Raw genomic sequence first — 18,866 nt, forward strand, 5'->3', positions numbered from 1 at the left:
GGCTCAACTAACGCTCCTGCGGGTGAGTGGGGCTCGGGAAACTGCCGGTCTGACCGTTGCCGGCCTGACGACCCTGCGCGATGCCCCGACGAAGATTGGTCAGCCGTCCGCGCACGTCGTCAGGCGCACGCGAGACCTGCGGACCGGTTTGGTGCTGTTGCTGCTGAGCCGTGCCCGGGACGAGGTTCGCCCTCGGCACCCGGCGCGGCAGGCCGGACGTGGTGACGCCGCCCGCGGCCGGCTGCCGGACGCGCTCGGCCTGGCGGACGAGTTCGTCGTTCGGCGAGGTACGCCACGAGGGAGCCGAGGCGCCGGTGGCCGCGGGACGCTGGGGGGCAGCCGGAGCCTGCGGCTGCTGCTGCGGAGCCTGCGGTGCCGGAGCCTGACCACCCGCCTGCGAACCGTGGAACCAGTTGGTCTCCAGCGTGTCGTACAGCGGGGTGCGTCCGTCGCCCGGACCCTGGGCCGGCGGCAGCGCCTCCGGCTCGGGACGGTGGGCCGGACGCGGCGGAACCTGCGGCTGCGGGGTGCCGTAGCCGTTGGTCCCGTTGCTCTGGGGGCGCTCGAACTGTCCCGTCGACGACAGGTCCTGGCGGCCGGGCAGCGCGTGCTGGCCGGTGGAGGAGTTGTCGTAGCCGGGCGCGGCGAACTGGCCGGTGGAGCTGTTGTCGTACGCCTGCGGAGCGAACTGGTTGGGGTTCGCCGGGGCGTTCTGGCCGCCCGGGGCGCCGTAGACGTCGGACCGGGAGAAGCCGTTGTCCTGCGGGGCGCTGGTGCCCGGGCGCTGGAACTGGCCCGTGTCCTGGCGTCCGCCCCGGCCCTGGGGACCGCCCACGGCCGGGAACTGGCCCGTGCCCTGCAGACCGGTCGCACTGAAGTCGGCCGGACCCTGGCGGTCGTCGAAGCGCGGGATCGCCGGCATCTCCGTGGTGGAGGGGCCCTGGCGGTCGTCGATGCGCGGCATGCGCGAGGTCTGCGCGACGTCCGGCTCCTCGTGGCCGCGCGGGGCGTCCAGCGGGGTGCGCGGCACCGGCGGCTGGGCGTTCTCGTCGCCCCAGCTGGTCACGCGCGGCTGCGGGTTGCCGCCGGGCAGCTCGGCGCGCGGCGGGAGCTGCGGCTGACGGCCACGCGGCTCGTTGTTGTTCTTGCGCTGCGGCGGACGTCCGCCACCGAAGAAGTCCTGGTTCTGGCCGTTGGCACCGGTGCTCTGCAGACCCTGCGACGCGCCGGGCGCCTGACCGCCGAAGCCGGCGCCCGCACCGGCCGGAGCCGGGCGGCCCTGCTGGGGCGAGGCGGGAGGCTGCGTTCCGCGCGGCGGCTGACCGCCGGGACGGCCACCGCCGTCACGGCCGGGCAGCGCGGCCCGGGGACCCTGGCCGGCGCCGAGCCGGCCGCCTCCGCCGGGACCGGAGCCGGTGCCCGCGCCGAGGGCGCCGCCACCGGACGGAGCACCGAGGGAACCGCCCTGCTGACCGCCCTGACGGCGCGCGGCTGCCGCGCCCGCGGCGGCCTGCGCGGCGGCGGGGCCACCCGCGGCGCCGCCCTGACCGGGCTTGGGCTGGGGCTTCTTGCCGCCCTGGGCGACGTCGACGGGCAGCATGACCAGCGCGGTCGTACCACCGGAGTCGGACGGGCGCAGCTGGATGCGGATGCCGTGGCGCTGCGACAGACGACCGACCACGAAGAGGCCCATGCGCCGGGACACCGAGACGTCCACGGTGGGCGGCGAGGCGAGCCGCTCGTTGATCGCGGCCAGGTCCTCGGGGGAGAGGCCGATACCGGTGTCGTGGATCTCGATCAGGACGCGGCCGTCGGGCAGCGCGTGACCGGTGACCTTGACCTTGGTCTGCGGCGAGGAGAACGAGGTGGCGTTCTCGAGCAGCTCGGCGAGGAGGTGCACGAGGTCGTTGACGACCCGGCCGGCCACTTCGGTGGTCGGCACGGAGGCCAGCTCGATGCGCTCGTACTGCTCCACCTCGGAGGCGGCGGCGCGCAGGACGTCGACCAGCGGGACCGGACGGGTCCAGCGACGGCCCGGCTCCTCACCGGCGAGGACGAGGAGGTTCTCACCGTTACGGCGCATACGCGTCGCGAGGTGGTCGAGCTTGAACAGCGAGGACAGCTGGTCCGGGTCGGCCTCGCGGGACTCCAGCTCGGAGATCAGCGACAGCTGGCGCTGGATCAGACCCTGGGAGCGGCGCGAGAGGTTGGTGAACATCGCGTTGACGTTGCCCCGCAGCAGGGCCTGCTCGGCGGCGAGGCGGACCGCCTCGCGGTGCACGTCGTCGAAGGCCGCGGCCACCTGGCCGATCTCGTCCCGGGAGTGCACACCGACCGACTCCACGGACGTGTCCACGTCCTGCGGGTCGGCCTCGGACAGCTGCTTGACCAGCTCGGGCAGACGGTCCTGGGCGACCTTGGTGGCGGTCTCCTGGAGCCGGCGCAGCGAGCGGATCATGGACCGGGCGACGACGAACGCGCCGACCAGCGACACACCGAGCACGAGCAGGATGAGCGCACCGGAGATGATCGCCTCGCGCTCCGACTCGGCGCGCAGCTCACGCGCCTTCTGCTCCATGTCCTCGAGCAGCGTGTGCTCGATGTTGTTCATCTGCCGGATCTTGGTGGTCGCGTCGTCGATCCAGTCCTGGTACGACCGCTGGTCCTGCGACGTCAGACCGGAGGCGGAGGCGAACGCGCGGGAGGCGTAGGTGTCGGCCTCCTCGATCACCGGGTTGCCCTGCTCGATGGGCTTCAGCAGCTCCTCGGCGCCGTCGTCGCCGTAGATGCTGCGGAAACTCGCGAGCTCGGAGTCCTCGTTGTCGAACGCCGCGCCGCCGTACTGCCGCTCGTTGTTGGAGAGCTCGCCGTACGAGGTGTTGTTCGCGGGCAGCGCGGCCGCGAGCACGGCGCGCTGGATGGAGGCGTACTCCTTGGCGTTGGAGAAGGCGGCCAGCGCACGCGTGCGCTGGATCATCTCCGGGTTGCTGGTGGCCTGGGCCATGTCCTGCGAGAGGTCGAGCAGCTTCGTGATGAGCTGGTGGTAGGCATCGACCGTCTGGGAGGAGTTGCCCTTCTCCGAGTACGCCGTCTCGCGGATCTTCTGGAGGTTGTTCAGGTCGTCGAGCAGACCGATGAGGCTGTCGCGGACACCCTGGAGGTTGCCGTCCTGGGTGGCGTCGTTGATCTCCTCGGACGCGTCCTGGAAGGCGGTCACGGCCCGGTCCGCCTTGGTCCGGTAGCCCTTGATGCCGAAGTCGGTCGCCTTGGTGCCGTGCGCCAGCGGTCCGGCCGAGCGGTCGCGCTCCTCCTGGAGGGCGACGGCGAGCTCGGTGGCCTGCTTGGTCATGTCCGTCAGCAGCTTCATGTTGTCGAGCTGCTGGATGTCGTCCATGGACTCGTTGATGCGCAGCGCGCCCAGCGTGGTGGCCGCGACCACCGGCAGGGTCAGCAGTGCCACCAGACGCGTGGAGATGCGCCAGTTGCGCAGCGCCACCCGGGGACCGGGGCCGGGGGGACCGGCCGGCGGCTTGACCGTCGGAGTCGGGGGAAGGGAGCTCGGCGACGCGGACGCGCCGGGGCGCCCGGAGCGCTCACCGCCGTCGCCGGACGCAGCCGGGCCCGGGTTCTGGGCGTGCTGGGGCGAGGAGCTGCCATTGCTGGGGGCAGTCCCGCCGTGCGGCTCCGGCTCCGCCGAAGCACTGCCATCCCTCTTGAAACGTCCCTGCACTAGCGTCGCAACCTCTGGACCAGGCGCCCTTCCGGGTGAACGGAAGGACGGTGTCGGCGTGTTGGGGGACGCCCTGAATTACGTCCCTCGAATGGTCGTGAGTGACCGGCGCTGGCTCCCCCTTCCAACCGCCACTACGGCGCTGATGCGCCCCGGTGCGCCGGTTCGATCCAGCGGCGGTCCGTGAGATTCCAGCACAGTGCCGGATCTCCAACAAGGTGTGTTGGCCGGGCTGTGACATGCGTGACAGCTTGTGAGGGGCGCGTCACGGGATGTAGAAAAGGTTCCCGTATAAAGCGGGCATAAGGGCGCGAAGCACCGAAGGGCGGTGCGTGTCCCAGTCGCCATGATCAGGAGCGGAATGAGTGCTTCAGGTGCCGAATGCCCGTTTCGCGGTAGTCGACCGCCGGTCTGAATTGACCGCTTTGGGTGGCGATTCGTGAGCAAACTCACATGCTGATCATGCGACCTTCACGCCTTCCCCGGGAATCGCGTGTTTAGCCTGACGCTTTACAGGGATGGCATATCCGACAAGCCGGCAGTACGAGCAGACAGGGTCCAGTACAACAGTGAAGACGACGACGATGTTCCACAAGATCGCCAACCCGCGGCGCACGACGCTGGCGCACCTCCAGGACGCCGACGAACTGCAGCTCCCGGAGCCGGAGCACGCCGTCGACCTTCCCGCCCAGACTGCCAATCCCAAGCGCACCATCCTCATGGAGGCCCCGGTCGCGGCCTCCGTCGCGGAGTAGATCCCCCGAGGGGATCCACGAGATCTTCACCGATCTCGCGGAGCAATACGGGCACGGGCCGCCGAATGCTCAAGGCGCCCGCCCACGGATGTCAAGGGCGTCCCCGGCCGGGGGCGCCCTTCCGCGTTAGCCTGGAGCGTCACACTCCAGCCAGCTCAGTCAAGGGGCCAACCAACCCGTGCGCATCGCCAGGTTCTCCATCGACGGCAACGTCGCCTTCGGCGCGGTCGAGGGCGACAAGCCGGACGAGCTCGTCCTCGACATCATCAAGGGCATCCCGTTCGCGGAACACGAGCTCTCCGGCACGAAGGTGCCGCTGAGCAAGGTCCGGCTGCTTCCGCCCGTGCTGCCCAACAAGGTCGTGGCCTTCGGCCGCAACTACGCCGAGCACGCCAGGGAACTGGGCAACGAGGTGCCGGACGCCCCGTTCGCCTTCTTCAAGCCGTCCACCTCGGTGATCGGCCCCGGCGACGACATCCAGTACCCCCCGTTCTCCGAGGAACTGCACCACGAGGCGGAGCTCGCCGTCGTCATCGGCCGGATGTGCCGCGAGGTCCCGCGGGAGCGCGTGGCGGACGTGATCCTCGGCTACACCTGTGCCAACGACGTCACCGCACGGGACGTCCAGCGGCGCGAGAAGCAGTGGGCGCGGGCCAAGGGCTTCGACACGTCCTGCCCGCTCGGCCCCTGGGTGGAGACGGACATGGACCTCGCCACCGCGTCCGACCTCACGATCCAGCTCACGGTCGACGGCCAGCAGCGCCAGCTCGGCCGCACCAGCGAGATGATCCACTCGATCGAGGATCTGATCGTCAACATCACCGAGGCCATGACGCTGCTCCCCGGCGACGTGATCCTCACGGGCACCCCGGCAGGGGTCGGCCCCCTGGCTGTCGGCGACGAGGTCGCCGTCACCATCGAAGGCATCGGCACTCTCACCAACAAGGTTGTCAAGCGTGGCTAGCGCACCCGGCTCACCCGTCCGCGTACGTTTCTGTCCTTCCCCCACCGGTAACCCCCACGTGGGCCTGGTCCGCACCGCCCTGTTCAACTGGGCGTTCGCCAAGCACCACCAGGGCACGCTGGTCTTCCGCATCGAGGACACCGACGCGGCCCGCGACTCCGAGGAGTCGTACAACCAGCTGCTCGACTCCCTGCGCTGGCTGGGCTTCGACTGGGACGAGGGCCCCGAGATCGGCGGCCCGCACGCGCCGTACCGCCAGTCGCAGCGGATGGACCTCTACAAGGACGTCGCCGCCAAGCTCCTGGACGCCGGCCACGCCTACCACTGCTACTGCTCGCAGGAGGAGCTGGACACCCGCCGCGAGGCCGCCCGCGCCGCCGGCAAGCCGTCCGGCTACGACGGCCACTGCCGGGACCTGACCGAGGCGCAGGTCGAGGAGTACCGGGCCCAGGCCCGCACCCCGATCGTCCGCTTCCGCATGCCCGACGAGACGATCACCTTCACCGACCTGGTCCGCGGCGAGCTGACGTTCACCCCGGAGAACGTGCCGGACTACGGGATCGTGCGAGCCAACGGGGCGCCCCTCTACACGCTCGTGAACCCGGTCGACGACGCGCTGATGGAGATCACGCACGTCCTGCGCGGCGAGGACCTGCTCTCCTCCACCCCGCGCCAGATCGCCCTGTACAAGGCGCTGATCGAGCTGGGCCTCGCCCAGCGGATCCCCGCCTTCGGGCATCTGCCGTACGTGATGGGCGAGGGCAACAAGAAGCTGTCGAAGCGGGACCCCCAGTCCTCGCTCAACCTCTACCGCGAGCGCGGATTCCTCCCCGAGGGCCTGCTCAACTACCTCTCCCTCCTCGGCTGGTCGCTCTCCGCCGACCAGGACATCTTCACCATGGAGGAGATGGTCGCGGCCTTCGACATCACGGACGTCAACCCCAACCCGGCGCGCTTCGACCTGAAGAAGTGCGAGGCGATCAACGCCGACCACATCCGCCTGCTGGAGGTCAAGGACTTCACGGAGCGCTGCCGCCCGTGGCTGAAGGCCCCGTTCGCCCCCTGGGCGCCGGAGGACTTCGACGAGACGAAGTGGCAGGCGATCGCCCCGCACGCGCAGACCCGTCTCAAGGTCCTCTCGGAGATCACCGACAACGTCGACTTCCTGTTCCTCGCGGAGCCGGTCTTCGACGAGCCGAGCTGGACGAAGGCGATGAAGGAGGGCAGCGACGCCCTGCTGCGCACGGCCCGCGAGAAGCTGGAGTCCGCCGACTGGACCTCGGCGGAGTCCCTGAAGGAGGCCGTCCTGGCCGCCGGTGAGGCCCACGGCCTCAAGCTCGGCAAGGCCCAGGCCCCGGTCCGCGTAGCCGTCACCGGCCGCACGATCGGCCTGCCCCTCTTCGAGTCCCTGGAAGTCCTGGGCAGGGAGACGACGCTGGCCCGCATCGACGCGGCACTGGCGAGGCTCGCGGCCTGACACGGGCGTGCGTGAGGGGCGGTACCCGGACCACCGGGTGCCGCCCCTTCGCCGTCGGCCCGGACAGCCCGGCCGGCTCCGGGATACCGTCGGGTCATGAGCATTCACGCCGTGGTCTGGGACGTTGACGACACCCTCTTCGACTACACGACCGCGGACCGGGAGGGAATGCGGGCCCATCTCGTGGCCGAGGGGCTGATGGCCGGGTACGGGAGCCCCGAGGAGGCCCTCGGCCGGTGGCGGGAGGTCACCGACCGGCAGTGGGCACGGTTCTCGGCGGGGGAGGTCACCTTCGAGGGGCAGCGCCGGGACCGGGTGCGGGTCTTCCTGGGGGCCGAGCTGACCGACGCGGAGGCCGACGCCTGGTTCCAGCGGTACATCAGGCACTACGAGGCCGCCTGGGCGCTGTTCCCGGACGTCCTGCCCGTCCTGGACGCCCTCGCCGCCAGCCACCGGCACGCGGTGCTCTCCAACTCCAGCCTCACCGTCCAGGACCACAAGCTGCGCGTCCTCGGGGTGCACGACCGGTTCGAGACCATCCTGTGCGCGGCGGAGCTGGGCGTCTCCAAGCCGGAGGCCGCCGCCTTCCTCGCCGCCTGCGACGCCCTGGGACTGCCCCCGCACCAAGTGGCGTACGTCGGCGACCACCCGGAGATCGACGGGCGGGGCGCCGCCGACGCGGGGCTGCTCTCGGTGTGGATCGATCGCTACGGCGGTACGGCGGCCGTCGAGACCCCGGCCGGCCGGCACCGGATCGCCACCCTCGCCGAACTGCCCGCGATCCTCGGCCCGGATACCCGTTTTGGAGCGCAGTCCACCTTCGGGTAATGTTCTTCCTGCGCCGCCGGGAGCGGGCCGAAAGGCCGGAAACCGGAGGAGCGAACTAGAACAAGATCCCCTCCGGGGCTTGCGTTCCAGTGGCCTATGGTGTAATTGGCAGCACGACTGATTCTGGTTCAGTTAGTCTTGGTTCGAGTCCAGGTAGGCCAGCTCGCAGAGCTCATCTGCAAAGCCCCCGTTGTGTAGCGGCCTAGCACGCTGCCCTCTCAAGGCAGTAGCGCCGGTTCGAATCCGGTCGGGGGTACTGGTTCCGATCATCTCGGGACTGCTAGGGCCCCCGTTGTGTAGCGGCCTAGCACGCCGCCCTCTCAAGGCGGTAGCGCCGGTTCGAATCCGGTCGGGGGTACTGACTGGTCTAAACCACATTGGTCTATGGTGTAATTGGCAGCACGACTGATTCTGGTTCAGTTAGTCTTGGTTCGAGTCCAGGTAGACCAGCTCGGACCTGCGGAAACGCAGTGTCCATGCCCCCGTTGTGTAGCGGCCTAGCACGCCGCCCTCTCAAGGCGGTAGCGCCGGTTCGAATCCGGTCGGGGGTACGTCACGGAAGGCCCTCCGCTTCGGCGGGGGGCCTTCCGCGTGTCCGGGGTCACTCGAAGCCGTACCGCCGCGCCGACTCCTCCTCCTGTGCCAGCCGGTGCAGCGCCTGCAGCATCGGCTCGACGAGGATCGCCCCCAGCACCGCGGTCTCGATCCGCTCCGCCTCCGACTCCCGCGACTCCACGAAGTCCAGGTCGAGGACGGCGGCCCGGTGCATCAACCGGGCGTAGGACGCGAGCAGTTCGGCGTCCCAGTCGTAGCCGAGGCGGCGCAGCGCGGCGACCGCCACCACCAGTGAACGGTAGGCGGGGGAGATGGTGGTCAGCAGGCGGGCGTTGGCCCAGCCCAGCGTCCGCAGCAGTGCGTCGGCCTCCCGCTGCGCGGCCCGTACGTACTCGTCCTCCGCGTCCGGCTCCGGGACCTGGGGCAGCGCCCACAGGGCCGCGCCGAGCCGGATCGTACGGCCGAGGGAGTCGTCGTCGACGTGTCCGAGGACCTCGCGGACCGTGGCCACCGGGATCCGGCCCACCTGGATCATCGCCCGCACCAGCCGCAGCCGGCGCAGGTGCTCCTCGTCGTACTCGGCGGTCGTCGCGTTGATCTGGCGGCCGGGCGGCAACAGGCCTTCGCGCAGGTAGTACTTGATCGTCGCCGTGGAGATCCCGCTGCGCTCGCTCAGTTCGGCCAGTCGCACGTCTTGCGCCCTTCCTTGGTCAGCGGCACTATCCAAGCATGTCTGTAGCCACCCGTACCACCGCGGACGCACAGGGTGACGTGGTCGTCCTGCTCATCGGCATGCGAGTCAACCACTTCTGGGCCGTGCACCAGTGGGTGCCGGTGATGCTGGCGATGTTCCGGATGCTGGCCGAGCTGAGGAAGGATCCGGGCCGGGGGCTCCTCAGCCGGGTTCTGCTGACGGCCTCGCCGCGGACGTACTACGTCGTCCAGTACTGGGAGTCCAAGGAGAAGCTGTACGCGTACGCGGGCGCGCCCGACGCGTTCCACCACCAGGCGTGGGCCAGGCTCAACCGCCTGGAGCGGGAGGGCAAGGTGCGCGGGCACGTGGGGATCTGGCACGAGGCGTACGTCGTGCCGGAGGGATCGTACGAGGCGATCTACGGGGACATGCCGGCGTTCGGGCTGGCCGCCGCGCACGGACAGGTGCCGCTGGCGGAGCGGGGGCGGTACGCGAAGGATCGCTACGCGTACCGGTCCGCCCGGGCCGGCGGGAAGACCGGGTGACGGGGGGTTCCGGGGGACCGGGGAGGGCCTGCCGCGGCGTTGAGGCCGGCCCTCCCCGGTGATGTCCGGGGTCTCCCGTCGACGGGACGCTCAGCCCGTGCGGCGCAGGGCCTCCGACAGCCGGGCCGCCGCGTCGATGACCGCCTGGGCGTGCATACGGCCCGGGTGGCGCGTCAGCCGTTCGATGGGGCCGGAGACGGACACCGCGGCCACCACGCGGTTGGAGGGGCCGCGCACCGGCGCGGAGACGGACGCGACGCCCGGCTCGCGCTCGCCGATGGACTGGGCCCAGCCGCGGCGCCGTACGCCCGACAGGGCGGTCGCCGTGAAGCGGGCGCCCTGGAGGCCGCGGTGCAGCCGCTCCGGCTCCTCCCAGGCCATGAGGATCTGGGCCGAGGAACCGGCCTTCATCGTGAGCGTGGAGCCGACCGGGACCGTGTCCCGAAGGCCGGACAGGCGCTCCGCCGCGGCGACGCAGATGCGCATGTCGCCCTGGCGGCGGTAGAGCTGCGCGCTCTCGCCCGTCACGTCACGGAGGTGGGTGAGCACCGGTCCGGCGGTCGCGAGGAGGCGGTCCTCGCCGGCTGCCGCCGCGAGCTCCGCGAGGCGGGGGCCGAGGATGAAACGGCCCTGCATGTCGCGCGCCACCATACGGTGGTGTTCCAGTGCCACGGCCAGTCGGTGGGCCGTGGGTCGTGCGAGTCCGGTGGCCGCGACCAGCCCCGCGAGGGTGGCCGGGCCGGACTCGAGGGCGCTCAAGACAAGGGCCGCCTTGTCCAGAACGCCCACGCCGCTACTGTTGTCCATGAAACGATATTCCCGTCTCACTCTGTGAAACGCAAGTTCATTTTTCCGTGAGACGCGCAACCCTTGGACACATGGCGGCCCGGAGACCAGCGGGCCTGGCGGCGGGTGCCCGGGAACAGGGGCCGTGGGCGTCGCCTCCACAAGATCTCTAGTTGGGCCGGTGCGTCATTGCCGGCCGGAGGGAAAGCGATGGGTAGGACACTCGCGGAGAAGGTCTGGGACGACCACGTCGTCCGGCGCGCCGAGGGCGAGCCCGACCTCCTCTTCATCGATCTGCACCTGCTGCACGAGGTGACCAGCCCCCAGGCCTTCGACGGTCTGCGGCAGAACGGCCGCCCGGTGCGGCGTCTGGACCTCACCATCGCGACCGAGGACCACAACACCCCCACCCTCGACATCGACAAGCCGATCGCCGACCCGGTCTCCCGGGCCCAGCTGGAGACGCTGCGCAAGAACTGCGCCGAGTTCGGCGTCCGGCTGCACCCGCTCGGCGACGTCGAGCAGGGCGTCGTCCACGTCGTGGGCCCCCAGCTGGGTCTGACCCAGCCCGGCACCACCGTGGTCTGCGGCGACTCCCACACCTCCACGCACGGTGCCTTCGGCGCGCTGGCGTTCGGCATCGGCACCTCGCAGGTCGAGCACGTGCTGGCCACCCAGACGCTGCCGCTGGCCCGCCCCAAGACCATGGCCATCACGGTCGACGGCGAACTGCCCGAGGGCGTCACCGCCAAGGACCTGATCCTGGCGATCATCGCCAAGATCGGTACGGGCGGCGGCCAGGGCTACATCCTGGAGTACCGCGGCTCCGCCATCGAGAAGCTCTCGATGGAGGCCCGGATGACCATCTGCAACATGTCGATCGAGGCCGGCGCCCGCGCGGGCATGATCGCTCCCGACGAGACCACCTTCGCGTACCTCCAGGGCCGTCCGCACGCCCCCGAGGGCGAGGACTGGGACGCCGCCGTCGCGTACTGGAAGACCCTGAAGACGGACGAGGACGCGGTCTTCGACGCCGAGGTCCACATCGACGCCGCCGCGCTCTCGCCGTTCGTCACCTGGGGCACCAACCCCGGCCAGGGCGCGCCGCTTTCGGCGGACGTCCCCGACCCGGCTTCGTACGAAGACGCTTCGGAGCGCCTCGCCGCCGAAAAGGCCCTGGAGTACATGGGGTTGGAGGCCGGACAGCCGCTGCGCTCCATCAAGGTGGACACCGTCTTCGTAGGCTCCTGCACCAACGGCCGCATCGAGGACCTGCGCGCCGCCGCGGACATCCTCAAGGACCGCAAAGTCGCCGACGGCGTGCGGATGCTGGTCGTGCCGGGCTCCGCGCGGGTCGGTCTGCAGGCCGTCTCCGAGGGCCTCGACGTGGTCTTCAAGGAGGCCGGCGCCGAATGGCGGCACGCGGGCTGCTCGATGTGCCTGGGCATGAACCCCGACCAGCTGGCCCCCGGTGAGCGCTCCGCGTCCACCTCCAACCGCAACTTCGAGGGCCGGCAGGGCAAGGGCGGTCGTACGCACCTGGTGTCGCCGCAGGTCGCGGCCGCCACGGCCGTCCTCGGTCACCTGGCCTCCCCGGCCGACCTGTCCGCCGACACCCCCGCGCCCGCTGGAGTCTGATCAGTCATGGAAGCATTCACCACGCACACCGGCCGGGCCGTCCCGCTGCGCCGCTCCAACGTCGACACCGACCAGATCATCCCTGCTCACTGGCTCAAGAAGGTCACGCGGGACGGGTTCGAGGACGGTCTGTTCGAGGCCTGGCGCAAGGACGAGACGTTCATCCTCAACCGCCCCGAGCGGCAGGGGGCGACCGTGCTGGTCGCCGGCCCCGACTTCGGCACCGGCTCCTCCCGTGAGCACGCCGTCTGGGCGCTCCAGAACTACGGCTTCAAGGCCGTGATCTCCTCCCGCTTCGCCGACATCTTCCGCGGCAACTCGCTGAAGAACGGCCTGCTCACGGTGGTCCTGGAGCAGAAGATCGTGGACGCGCTGTGGGAGCTCACGGAGAAGGACCCCACTGCTGAGGTCACGGTGGACCTCGAGGCGCGTGAGGTGCGCGCCGAGGGCATCACCGCCTCCTTCGAGCTGGACGAGAACTCCCGCTGGCGGCTGCTGAACGGCCTGGACGACATCTCCATCACCCTCCAGAACGAGGCGGACATCGCCGCGTACGAGGCCAAGCGTCCGTCGTACAAGCCGAGGACGCTCCCGGTCTGAGCCGCGGCCCCGGCGCAAGTCGAGATTCGGCCAGCCCAACACCCCTCCTGTACCCCCGATCGGTCCGATCGGGGGTACAGGCGTGTCTGGGGTCCCGCGCGGCCGCGAAGCGTCGTCCGTCCTGCCAACTTCCCACGTTAGGGCGGTGGTTGCCGGGGTACGCGCCTTGTGTGGACGTGGCCTCCGTCGGTGCCCGGACGGCCGTTTGAGGCGTCAGTTGCCCCCTGGGCGGGCGACAACTCGCCCCAGATGGCACAATCTGTGCATGGAACACGACGGCCAACTCGAGCTCTATACGGCGGTCGCGAACCAACTCAAGGAAGCGCACGCAGCGGTGCGCGCACTGCAAGTCCCGGAGGGCGTACGGATGGCGCTGACCCGGAAGCTGCTGGTCATTACGGCCGCGGCCAAGCACGATCTCGCCGATGCGACAAGGCGTCTGGAGGGGTTCATGAGGGACCTCGACGAAGGGCGAATGCCCGAAGAGGAGCGTTGATCGCCTCCAAAGCAGCCGAGTTCGTTGCGGCACAAGGGTGATTAGCCCGTTTCGTGTTTGATTTGCGGTATATATCTGCCTAACGTGCGAAAAAGCTTGAACACTTTCGTTCTGGCGATGTCTCCGAAGGGGAAGACGTGAACAAGGCGCAGCTCGTAGAAGCGATTGCCGACAAGCTCGGCGGCCGACAGCAGGCCGCCGACGCGGTCGACGCGGTCCTGGACGCCATCGTCCGCGCGACCGTCGCGGGGGACCGGGTCTCGGTCACCGGCTTCGGTTCGTTCGAGAAGGTCGACCGGCCGGCCCGCTACGCTCGCAACCCCCAGACGGGCGAGCGTGTTCGGGTCAAGAAGACGTCCGTGCCGCGCTTCCGCGCAGGCCAGGGCTTCAAGGACCTGGTGAGCGGCTCCAAGAAGCTGCCGCGCGGCGGCGAGGTCGCCGTCAAGAAGGCCCCCAAGGGCAGCCTGTCCGGCGGCGCCTCCGCGACGGTCAAGAAGGCCGCCGCGAAGAAGGCCACCACCAAGACCGCCGCCGCGAAGAAGGCCACCCCCGCGAAGAAGACCACGGCCACCGCCAAGAAGACCACCGCGAAGAAGACGACCGCCAAGAAGACGACGGCGGCCGCCAAGAAGACCACCACCGCCAAGTCGGCCACGGCGAAGAAGACCACCCCGGCGAAGAAGGCGACCGCCAAGAAGGCCCCCGCCAAGAAGTCGACCGCCCGCAAGACCACCGCCAAGAAGGCCACGGCCCGCCAGTCGTAGGACGCCTACGGCGGCGAGGGCACTCACGCGCCGGGCCGGACTCCCTCTCGGAGTCCGGCCCGCGGCGTGTCCGGCCCGCGGCGTGTCCGGCCCGCGCCCCGGATCCCGGGCGCCCGTGTGCGCTGCCGTGCGGCTCAGAACGTGTGCAGGGTGACCAGAGTGACGCGCCGGGCGTCGCCTTCGCCCTCGGTCTCGATCCTCACCCGCTGCCCCGGCCGCAGCAGCCGCAGCCCGCCCGCGTCGAACGCGGGCGCGTCGAAGGGCACCGGAGTGCCGTCGTCCAGCAGCACCTGCCCGCTGTGCGTGTCGGGGTCGTACGTGTATGCGGTCGCCTGCATGAGGCGCAGCCTACTGCCCGGGCCCGGGGGCCGCCGCCCTCCTGCGGCCCGGTCCGCCGGACAGGCCCAGCAGCCGGGCCGCCGCCGCGGCCGTCCGGGGCCCCACGCCCAGGGACAGCGCCGCCCGCAGATCCTCCCCGGTGTCCACGTCCTGGCGCACGGAATCGACCGCCGTCAGGATGAGTTCCGCGGCGCCCGAGGCGCGATGACGGGAGCGGGAATCCGGCCCGAATGCCGGGAGCAATTCACGGCCGGGGGAAACCGCGAGAAGTGTGGTGCCGATTGCCGCCGCGTCGGCGAGAAAAGCACGGGGGAATTCCGCGGCGGCGTTCAGGACCCTGCTCAATTCGGGCGGGCGCAGGGCCGGCAGATCCGCGTTGAGGGCCGCCACCGCGGCGTCGGGACGCGCGCGGCGTACGGCGGCGGCACCGTACGCCAGTGCCGCGTTCAGGCCCGCGCCGGGCCCGTCGGGGACGACGCGGGCGCCGAGCGCCGCCAGGGTGTGTCCGGCCAGCGTGTCGTCCGTGACGACCACCACATCCCCCACCGCGGCGCAGGCCAGCGCGGCCGCCACCGTGTCCTCGGCGAAGGCGAGGGCGAGGCCCGGGCGCAGACCGTCGGCGGCGGTGTCCGCGAGCCTGCTCTTGGCCAGCGCCAAGGGCTTCAGGGGTATGACCACGCTCCACTGCACCGGCGTACCGCCCCTCTCTTCTCGCGGCCATTGTCACCCGGCCCCTCCGCCGGTCGGGCGGGCGGGCGTACGGTGTTCTCGACAGACCGGCGGCCCGGGGCGACACTTGTGCGTCCCCAGGCCCGAAGGGAAGCCTGGGAACCCTAGAGGAAGGTGTCCGCGTGCCCCGCCGCAGAATCGGCTTCTGGTACCGCTTCGCAGCGGTCCTCTGCAAACCACCGCTGGTGGTTCTGATCAAGCGGGACTGGCGTGGAATGGAGCACATTCCGGCCGAGGGTGGATTCATCACCGCGGTGAACCACAATTCGCACGCCGATCCCTTCGCCTACGCGCACTTCCAGTACAACACCGGGCGAGTGCCGCGCTTCCTGGCGAAGAGCGCGCTGTTCAAGGACGGCTTCGTGGGCGCCGCGATGCGCGGCACCGGACAGATCCCCGTCTACCGCGAGTCCACGGACGCGCTCAGCGCCTTCCGGGCCGCGATCGACGCCGTGGAGCGGGGCGAGTGCGTCGCGTTCTACCCCGAGGGCACCCTCACCCGCGACCCGGACGGCTGGCCGATGACCGCCAAGACCGGCGCCGCGCGCGTGGCCCTGCAGACCAAGTGCCCGGTGATCCCGGTCGCCCAGTGGGGCGCCAACGAACTGCTGCCGCCGTACGCCAAGAAGCCCAACCTCCTTCCGCGCAAGACCCACCGCGTGCTCGCGGGCCCGCCCGTCGACCTGACGCGTTTCTACGACAAGGAGATGACCCCGGAGCTCCTGAAGGAGGCGACCGAGGTCATCATGGCCGCCATCACCCGCCAGCTGGAGGAGATCCGCGGCGAGAAGGCGCCCGACACGCCCTACGACCCGCGCCGCGAGCGGATCGAGCAGCGGCGCCGGACCGAGGCGGAGACCGGTGTGCGGACGACCCGTCCCGAGGGGGAGAAGAGCAAGTGAGCAAGCCCGTCAAGGCGGCCGTCTTCAGTGCCGGTTCATGGGGGACGGCCTTCGGCATGGTGCTCGCCGACGCGGGGTGCGAGGTCACCCTGTGGGCGCGCCGCCCGGAGGTGGCCGAGGCGATCAACACCAGCCGCGCCAACCCCGACTACTTCCCCGGCATCGAGCTCCCGGAGAACCTGCGCGCCACGACGGACCCCGCCGAGGCCGCCGCCGGCGCCGACTACACGGTCCTGTCGGTGCCCTCCCAGACCCTGCGCGCCAACCTCGCCGAGTGGTCCCCCCTGCTCGCCCCGGACACCGTCCTCGTCTCCCTGATGAAGGGCGTCGAACTCGGTACGACCATGCGGATGAGCGAGGTGATCGAGGACGTCGCCAAGGTCGGCCGGGACCGCGTCGCCGTCGTCACCGGGCCCAACCTCGCCCGGGAGATCGCCTCCCGCATGCCGGCCGCCGCCGTGGTCGCCTGCACCGACGAGGGCGTCGCCCGGCGGCTCCAGGCCGCCTGCCACACGCCGTACTTCCGCCCGTACACCAACACCGACGTGGTGGGCTGCGAGCTGGGCGGCGCGGTGAAGAACGTCATCGGCCTGGCCGTCGGCATCGCGGACGGCATGGGCCTCGGTGACAACGCCAAGGGCTCCCTGATCACCCGCGGCCTCGCCGAGACCACCCGGCTGGGCCTCGCCATGGGCGCCGACCCGCTCACCTTCGCCGGACTCGCCGGCCTGGGCGACCTGGTGGCCACCTGCTCCTCGCCGCTGTCCCGCAACCACACCTTCGGCACCAACCTGGGCAAGGGCATGACCCTGCAGGAGACCATCGCCGTCACCCGGCAGACCGCCGAGGGCGTCAAGTCCTGCGAGTCCGTGGCGGATCTGGCCCGCCGGCACGGCGTCGACATGCCCATCACCGAGACGGTCGTGGACATCGTCCACGAGGGCAAGCCTCCGGTGGTCGCGCTCAAGGAGCTGATGTCGCGCAGCGCGAAGCCCGAACGACGCTGAGCGAACCCGGCGGGTGGCCGCTGACTCCCGCCCCGGCCACCGGGTACTCTCATGCCGATATGAGCACCGAGAACCTCCCCCAGAGCCCCGAGCAGCCGTCGCGCAAGCCGCGTGTGGCCGTCGTGTCCGGTGGCCGCAGCTCCGAACACGGGATCTCCGTGGTCACCGCCGGAGCCGTCCTGAAGGCCATCGACCGGACCAAGTACGAGGTCCTGCCGATCGGCATCACCCGGGACGGGCGCTGGGCCCTCATCGCCGACGACCCGGAGCGCATGGCGATCACCGACCGCCGTACGCCCGACATCGACGCGCTCGCCGAGTCGCAGGAGGGCGGCGTGGTGCTTCCCGTCGACCCCGCGAACCGCGAAGTCGTCTACAGCGAGCCGGGATCGGTGCCCAAGGCGCTCGGCGAGGTCGACGTGGTCTTCCCCGTCCTGCACGGCCCCTACGGCGAGGACGGCACCCTGCAGGGCCTGCTGGAGCTCTCCGGTGTCCCCTACGTCGGCTCGGGCGTGCTCGCCTCGGCCGTCGGCCAGGACAAGGAGTACATGAAGCGGGTGTTCACCTCCTTCGGGCTCAAGGTCGGCCCGTACGTGGTGATCCGGCCGCGTGAGTGGCAGCAGGACACGGCGGCCGCCCGCAAGAAGATCGTGGACTTCGCCGGCGAGCACGGCTGGCCGCTGTTCGTGAAGCCCGCGCGCGCGGGCTCGTCGATCGGCATCACCAAGGTCGACGACCTGTCCGGGCTCGACGAGGCGATCGAGGAGGCCCAGCGGCACGACCCGAAGATCCTGGTCGAGGCGGCCGTGCGGGGCCGTGAGATCGAGTGCGGCGTCCTGGAGTTCGAGGACGGCCCGCGGGCCTCCGTACCGGCCGAGATCCCGCCGCCGGACGCGCACGCGTACTACGACTTCGAGGCGAAGTACATCGACTCGACCCCGGGCATCGTCCCCGCGCCGCTCACCGAGGAGGAGACGGCCGAGGTCCGCAGGCTCGCCGTGGACGCCTTCGAGGCGGCCTCCTGCGAGGGCCTGGTCCGCGCGGACTTCTTCCTCACCGAGGACGGCGAGTTCGTCATCAACGAGATCAACACGATGCCGGGCTTCACACCGATCTCGATGTACCCGGCGATGTGGCAGGCGAGCGGCATCAGCTACGAGGAGCTGGTGGACCGGCTGATCCAGGCGGCACTGCGCAGGTCCACGGGACTGCGGTAGACGTCAGTCGGCGATCCCCTCGGGGATCGCCTTACTGACCGCGGGGGCCAGGTCCACGAGGGGGGCCATCCCGTTCCCCGTACGGGCCTCGGGGATGGTGACCTCGACGTACGCCCTGCGCAGCGTGCTGGTGAAGCGGAATGATCCGTTCTCCTGCTTCTCCAGCAGCCAGCCCACCCCGTTCACCTCGACCCCGTCGGCCTCCGCGTCACTCATCTTCGCGGGCCGCTCCACACCGCAGCGCAGTATGATCGCCGGGTTCCCCCAGCCCGAGGTCAGCGCGGAGGCGGGCTCGGGATCCCGGCGGTCTTGGCCGTCCACCTTCGACGGCAGTGCCTCGTCCAGGTTCCCGCACAGTTTCGCGACCTCGGTCGCGGGACGGGGAACCGCCGCGGACGTGCTGTCGTCTGCGGAGGAGCAGCCCGCGGCGGCACACAGCAGGGCGAGGGCGGGCAGACCACTGAGCCGGTGACGGAAAAGGTTCACCGGCCAAGGGTAGACGGGGGCTACAGATGCACGACCGGGCAGGTCAGGGTACGGGTGATCCCGTCCACCTGCTGGACCTTGGCGACCACCATCCGGCCGAGGTCGTCCACCGTGTCGGCCTGGGCCCGCACGATCACGTCGTACGGTCCCGTCACGTCCTCGGCCTGGACCACGCCAGGAATCTTGCTGATCTCCTCGGCGACGGTCGACGCTTTGCCGACCTCCGTCTGGATCAGGATGTACGCCTGTACCACGGAACCTCCAGGGCGGCCACGAGGATCATGTGGGGAAAAGGAACGCCACGGTATCGCGTCGCCGCGCGCCGCGGGGAGACCTGCGGGGAGCGCGGCCCCC

Annotated in this window: 19 protein-coding genes and 5 tRNA genes; 17 read left to right on the top strand and 7 right to left on the bottom strand. The window is 70.7% G+C overall.

The window, feature by feature from the left end; all coding sequences use genetic code 11:
* Positions 1-7: 7 nt before the first annotated feature.
* Positions 8-3,730 (bottom strand): nitrate- and nitrite sensing domain-containing protein, encoded by a 3,723-nt coding sequence (locus ACFY2L_RS31965; protein WP_390824104.1) that lies wholly within the window; start codon positions 3,728-3,730, stop codon positions 8-10.
* A gap of 569 nt (positions 3,731-4,299) precedes the next feature.
* Between ACFY2L_RS31965 and ACFY2L_RS31970 the strand changes: the two genes are divergently transcribed.
* The 9 genes from ACFY2L_RS31970 to ACFY2L_RS32010 all read left to right on the top strand — a co-directional run bounded on the left by ACFY2L_RS31970 (position 4,300) and on the right by ACFY2L_RS32010 (position 8,305).
* Positions 4,300-4,485, top strand: a complete 186-nt coding sequence (locus ACFY2L_RS31970; RefSeq protein ID WP_390661352.1) for a hypothetical protein — start codon at positions 4,300-4,302, stop codon at positions 4,483-4,485.
* A gap of 178 nt (positions 4,486-4,663) precedes the next feature.
* Entirely contained in the window at positions 4,664-5,449 is a 786-nt protein-coding gene (locus ACFY2L_RS31975; RefSeq protein ID WP_390661351.1) for a fumarylacetoacetate hydrolase family protein, read from the top strand.
* On the top strand, positions 5,442-6,926 hold the full coding sequence (gene gltX, locus ACFY2L_RS31980; protein WP_390824105.1) for a glutamate--tRNA ligase: 1,485 nt from the start codon (positions 5,442-5,444) through the stop codon (positions 6,924-6,926). Before ACFY2L_RS31975 ends, gltX begins: the two co-directional genes overlap by 8 nt.
* Positions 6,927-7,022: 96 nt before the next feature.
* Positions 7,023-7,754: an HAD family hydrolase gene (locus tag ACFY2L_RS31985; protein WP_390661349.1), complete on the top strand. Its 732-nt coding sequence runs from the start codon at positions 7,023-7,025 to the stop codon at positions 7,752-7,754.
* Between the two features lie 90 nt (positions 7,755-7,844).
* Positions 7,845-7,916 (top strand) — tRNA-Gln (locus ACFY2L_RS31990).
* Positions 7,917-7,937: 21 nt separating this feature from the next.
* A tRNA-Glu gene (locus ACFY2L_RS31995) sits at positions 7,938-8,010 on the top strand.
* Positions 8,011-8,039: 29 nt separating this feature from the next.
* Positions 8,040-8,112 (top strand) — tRNA-Glu (locus tag ACFY2L_RS32000).
* Positions 8,113-8,132: 20 nt separating this feature from the next.
* Positions 8,133-8,204, top strand: a tRNA-Gln gene (locus ACFY2L_RS32005).
* 28 nt (positions 8,205-8,232) lie between these two features.
* Positions 8,233-8,305 (top strand) — tRNA-Glu (locus ACFY2L_RS32010).
* 50 nt (positions 8,306-8,355) lie between these two features.
* Here the strand turns inward: ACFY2L_RS32010 and ACFY2L_RS32015 are convergent.
* Entirely contained in the window at positions 8,356-9,000 is a 645-nt protein-coding gene (locus tag ACFY2L_RS32015) for a MerR family transcriptional regulator (RefSeq protein WP_390824106.1), read from the bottom strand.
* Between the two features lie 38 nt (positions 9,001-9,038).
* On the opposite strand from ACFY2L_RS32015, the gene ACFY2L_RS32020 reads away from it, so the two are divergent.
* Positions 9,039-9,548, top strand: a complete 510-nt coding sequence (locus tag ACFY2L_RS32020; RefSeq protein WP_390824107.1) for a DUF4188 domain-containing protein — start codon at positions 9,039-9,041, stop codon at positions 9,546-9,548.
* A gap of 90 nt (positions 9,549-9,638) precedes the next feature.
* On the opposite strand, the gene ndgR is transcribed toward ACFY2L_RS32020, so the two are convergent.
* Positions 9,639-10,355, bottom strand: a complete 717-nt coding sequence (ndgR, locus tag ACFY2L_RS32025) for an IclR family transcriptional regulator NdgR (protein WP_015036427.1) — start codon at positions 10,353-10,355, stop codon at positions 9,639-9,641.
* A 189-nt stretch (positions 10,356-10,544) separates the two neighbouring features.
* On the opposite strand from ndgR, the gene leuC reads away from it, so the two are divergent.
* From leuC to ACFY2L_RS32045, 4 genes are all read left to right on the top strand, one after another.
* Positions 10,545-11,972 (top strand): 3-isopropylmalate dehydratase large subunit, encoded by a 1,428-nt coding sequence (leuC, locus tag ACFY2L_RS32030; RefSeq protein WP_390824108.1) that lies wholly within the window; start codon positions 10,545-10,547, stop codon positions 11,970-11,972.
* Positions 11,973-11,978: 6 nt separating this feature from the next.
* On the top strand, positions 11,979-12,572 hold the full coding sequence (gene leuD, locus ACFY2L_RS32035) for a 3-isopropylmalate dehydratase small subunit (protein ID WP_390661345.1): 594 nt from the start codon (positions 11,979-11,981) through the stop codon (positions 12,570-12,572).
* 265 nt (positions 12,573-12,837) lie between these two features.
* Positions 12,838-13,068 (top strand): hypothetical protein, encoded by a 231-nt coding sequence (locus ACFY2L_RS32040; protein ID WP_390661344.1) that lies wholly within the window; start codon positions 12,838-12,840, stop codon positions 13,066-13,068.
* A gap of 137 nt (positions 13,069-13,205) precedes the next feature.
* A complete protein-coding gene (locus ACFY2L_RS32045; RefSeq protein ID WP_390824109.1) occupies positions 13,206-13,832 on the top strand; it encodes an HU family DNA-binding protein in 627 nt (208 codons plus the stop codon).
* A 134-nt stretch (positions 13,833-13,966) separates the two neighbouring features.
* Here the strand turns inward: ACFY2L_RS32045 and ACFY2L_RS32050 are convergent, their stop codons facing one another.
* Together ACFY2L_RS32050 and cofC are read right to left on the bottom strand one after the other, a co-directional pair.
* Complete coding sequence (locus tag ACFY2L_RS32050) at positions 13,967-14,170, bottom strand: hypothetical protein (RefSeq protein ID WP_390661342.1); 204 nt, start codon at positions 14,168-14,170, stop codon at positions 13,967-13,969.
* A gap of 10 nt (positions 14,171-14,180) precedes the next feature.
* Positions 14,181-14,861, bottom strand: coding sequence for a 2-phospho-L-lactate guanylyltransferase (gene cofC / locus ACFY2L_RS32055; RefSeq protein WP_390824110.1), 681 nt, complete (start codon positions 14,859-14,861; stop codon positions 14,181-14,183).
* A gap of 161 nt (positions 14,862-15,022) precedes the next feature.
* On the opposite strand from cofC, the gene ACFY2L_RS32060 reads away from it, so the two are divergent.
* The 3 genes from ACFY2L_RS32060 to ACFY2L_RS32070 are packed head-to-tail and all read left to right on the top strand — an operon-like array spanning position 15,023 to position 18,026.
* Entirely contained in the window at positions 15,023-15,802 is a 780-nt protein-coding gene (locus tag ACFY2L_RS32060) for a lysophospholipid acyltransferase family protein (RefSeq protein WP_390661340.1), read from the top strand.
* Entirely contained in the window at positions 15,799-16,809 is a 1,011-nt protein-coding gene (locus ACFY2L_RS32065) for an NAD(P)H-dependent glycerol-3-phosphate dehydrogenase (protein ID WP_390661339.1), read from the top strand. Before ACFY2L_RS32060 ends, ACFY2L_RS32065 begins: the two co-directional genes overlap by 4 nt.
* A gap of 59 nt (positions 16,810-16,868) precedes the next feature.
* Positions 16,869-18,026 carry a D-alanine--D-alanine ligase family protein gene (locus tag ACFY2L_RS32070; protein WP_390661338.1) on the top strand — a complete coding sequence of 386 codons (1,158 nt, stop codon included), beginning with the start codon at positions 16,869-16,871 and terminating at the stop codon, positions 18,024-18,026.
* 3 nt (positions 18,027-18,029) lie between these two features.
* Here the strand turns inward: ACFY2L_RS32070 and ACFY2L_RS32075 are convergent, their stop codons facing one another.
* Together ACFY2L_RS32075 and ACFY2L_RS32080 are read right to left on the bottom strand one after the other, a co-directional pair.
* Entirely contained in the window at positions 18,030-18,512 is a 483-nt protein-coding gene (locus ACFY2L_RS32075) for a DUF3515 domain-containing protein (RefSeq protein WP_390824111.1), read from the bottom strand.
* A gap of 20 nt (positions 18,513-18,532) precedes the next feature.
* Positions 18,533-18,766 carry an Lrp/AsnC family transcriptional regulator gene (locus ACFY2L_RS32080; protein ID WP_079659261.1) on the bottom strand — a complete coding sequence of 78 codons (234 nt, stop codon included), beginning with the start codon at positions 18,764-18,766 and terminating at the stop codon, positions 18,533-18,535.
* Positions 18,767-18,866 lie beyond the last annotated feature (100 nt).

Source organism: Streptomyces sp. NPDC001381 (assembly GCF_042895685.1).
Taxonomy (GTDB): domain Bacteria; phylum Actinomycetota; class Actinomycetes; order Streptomycetales; family Streptomycetaceae; genus Streptomyces.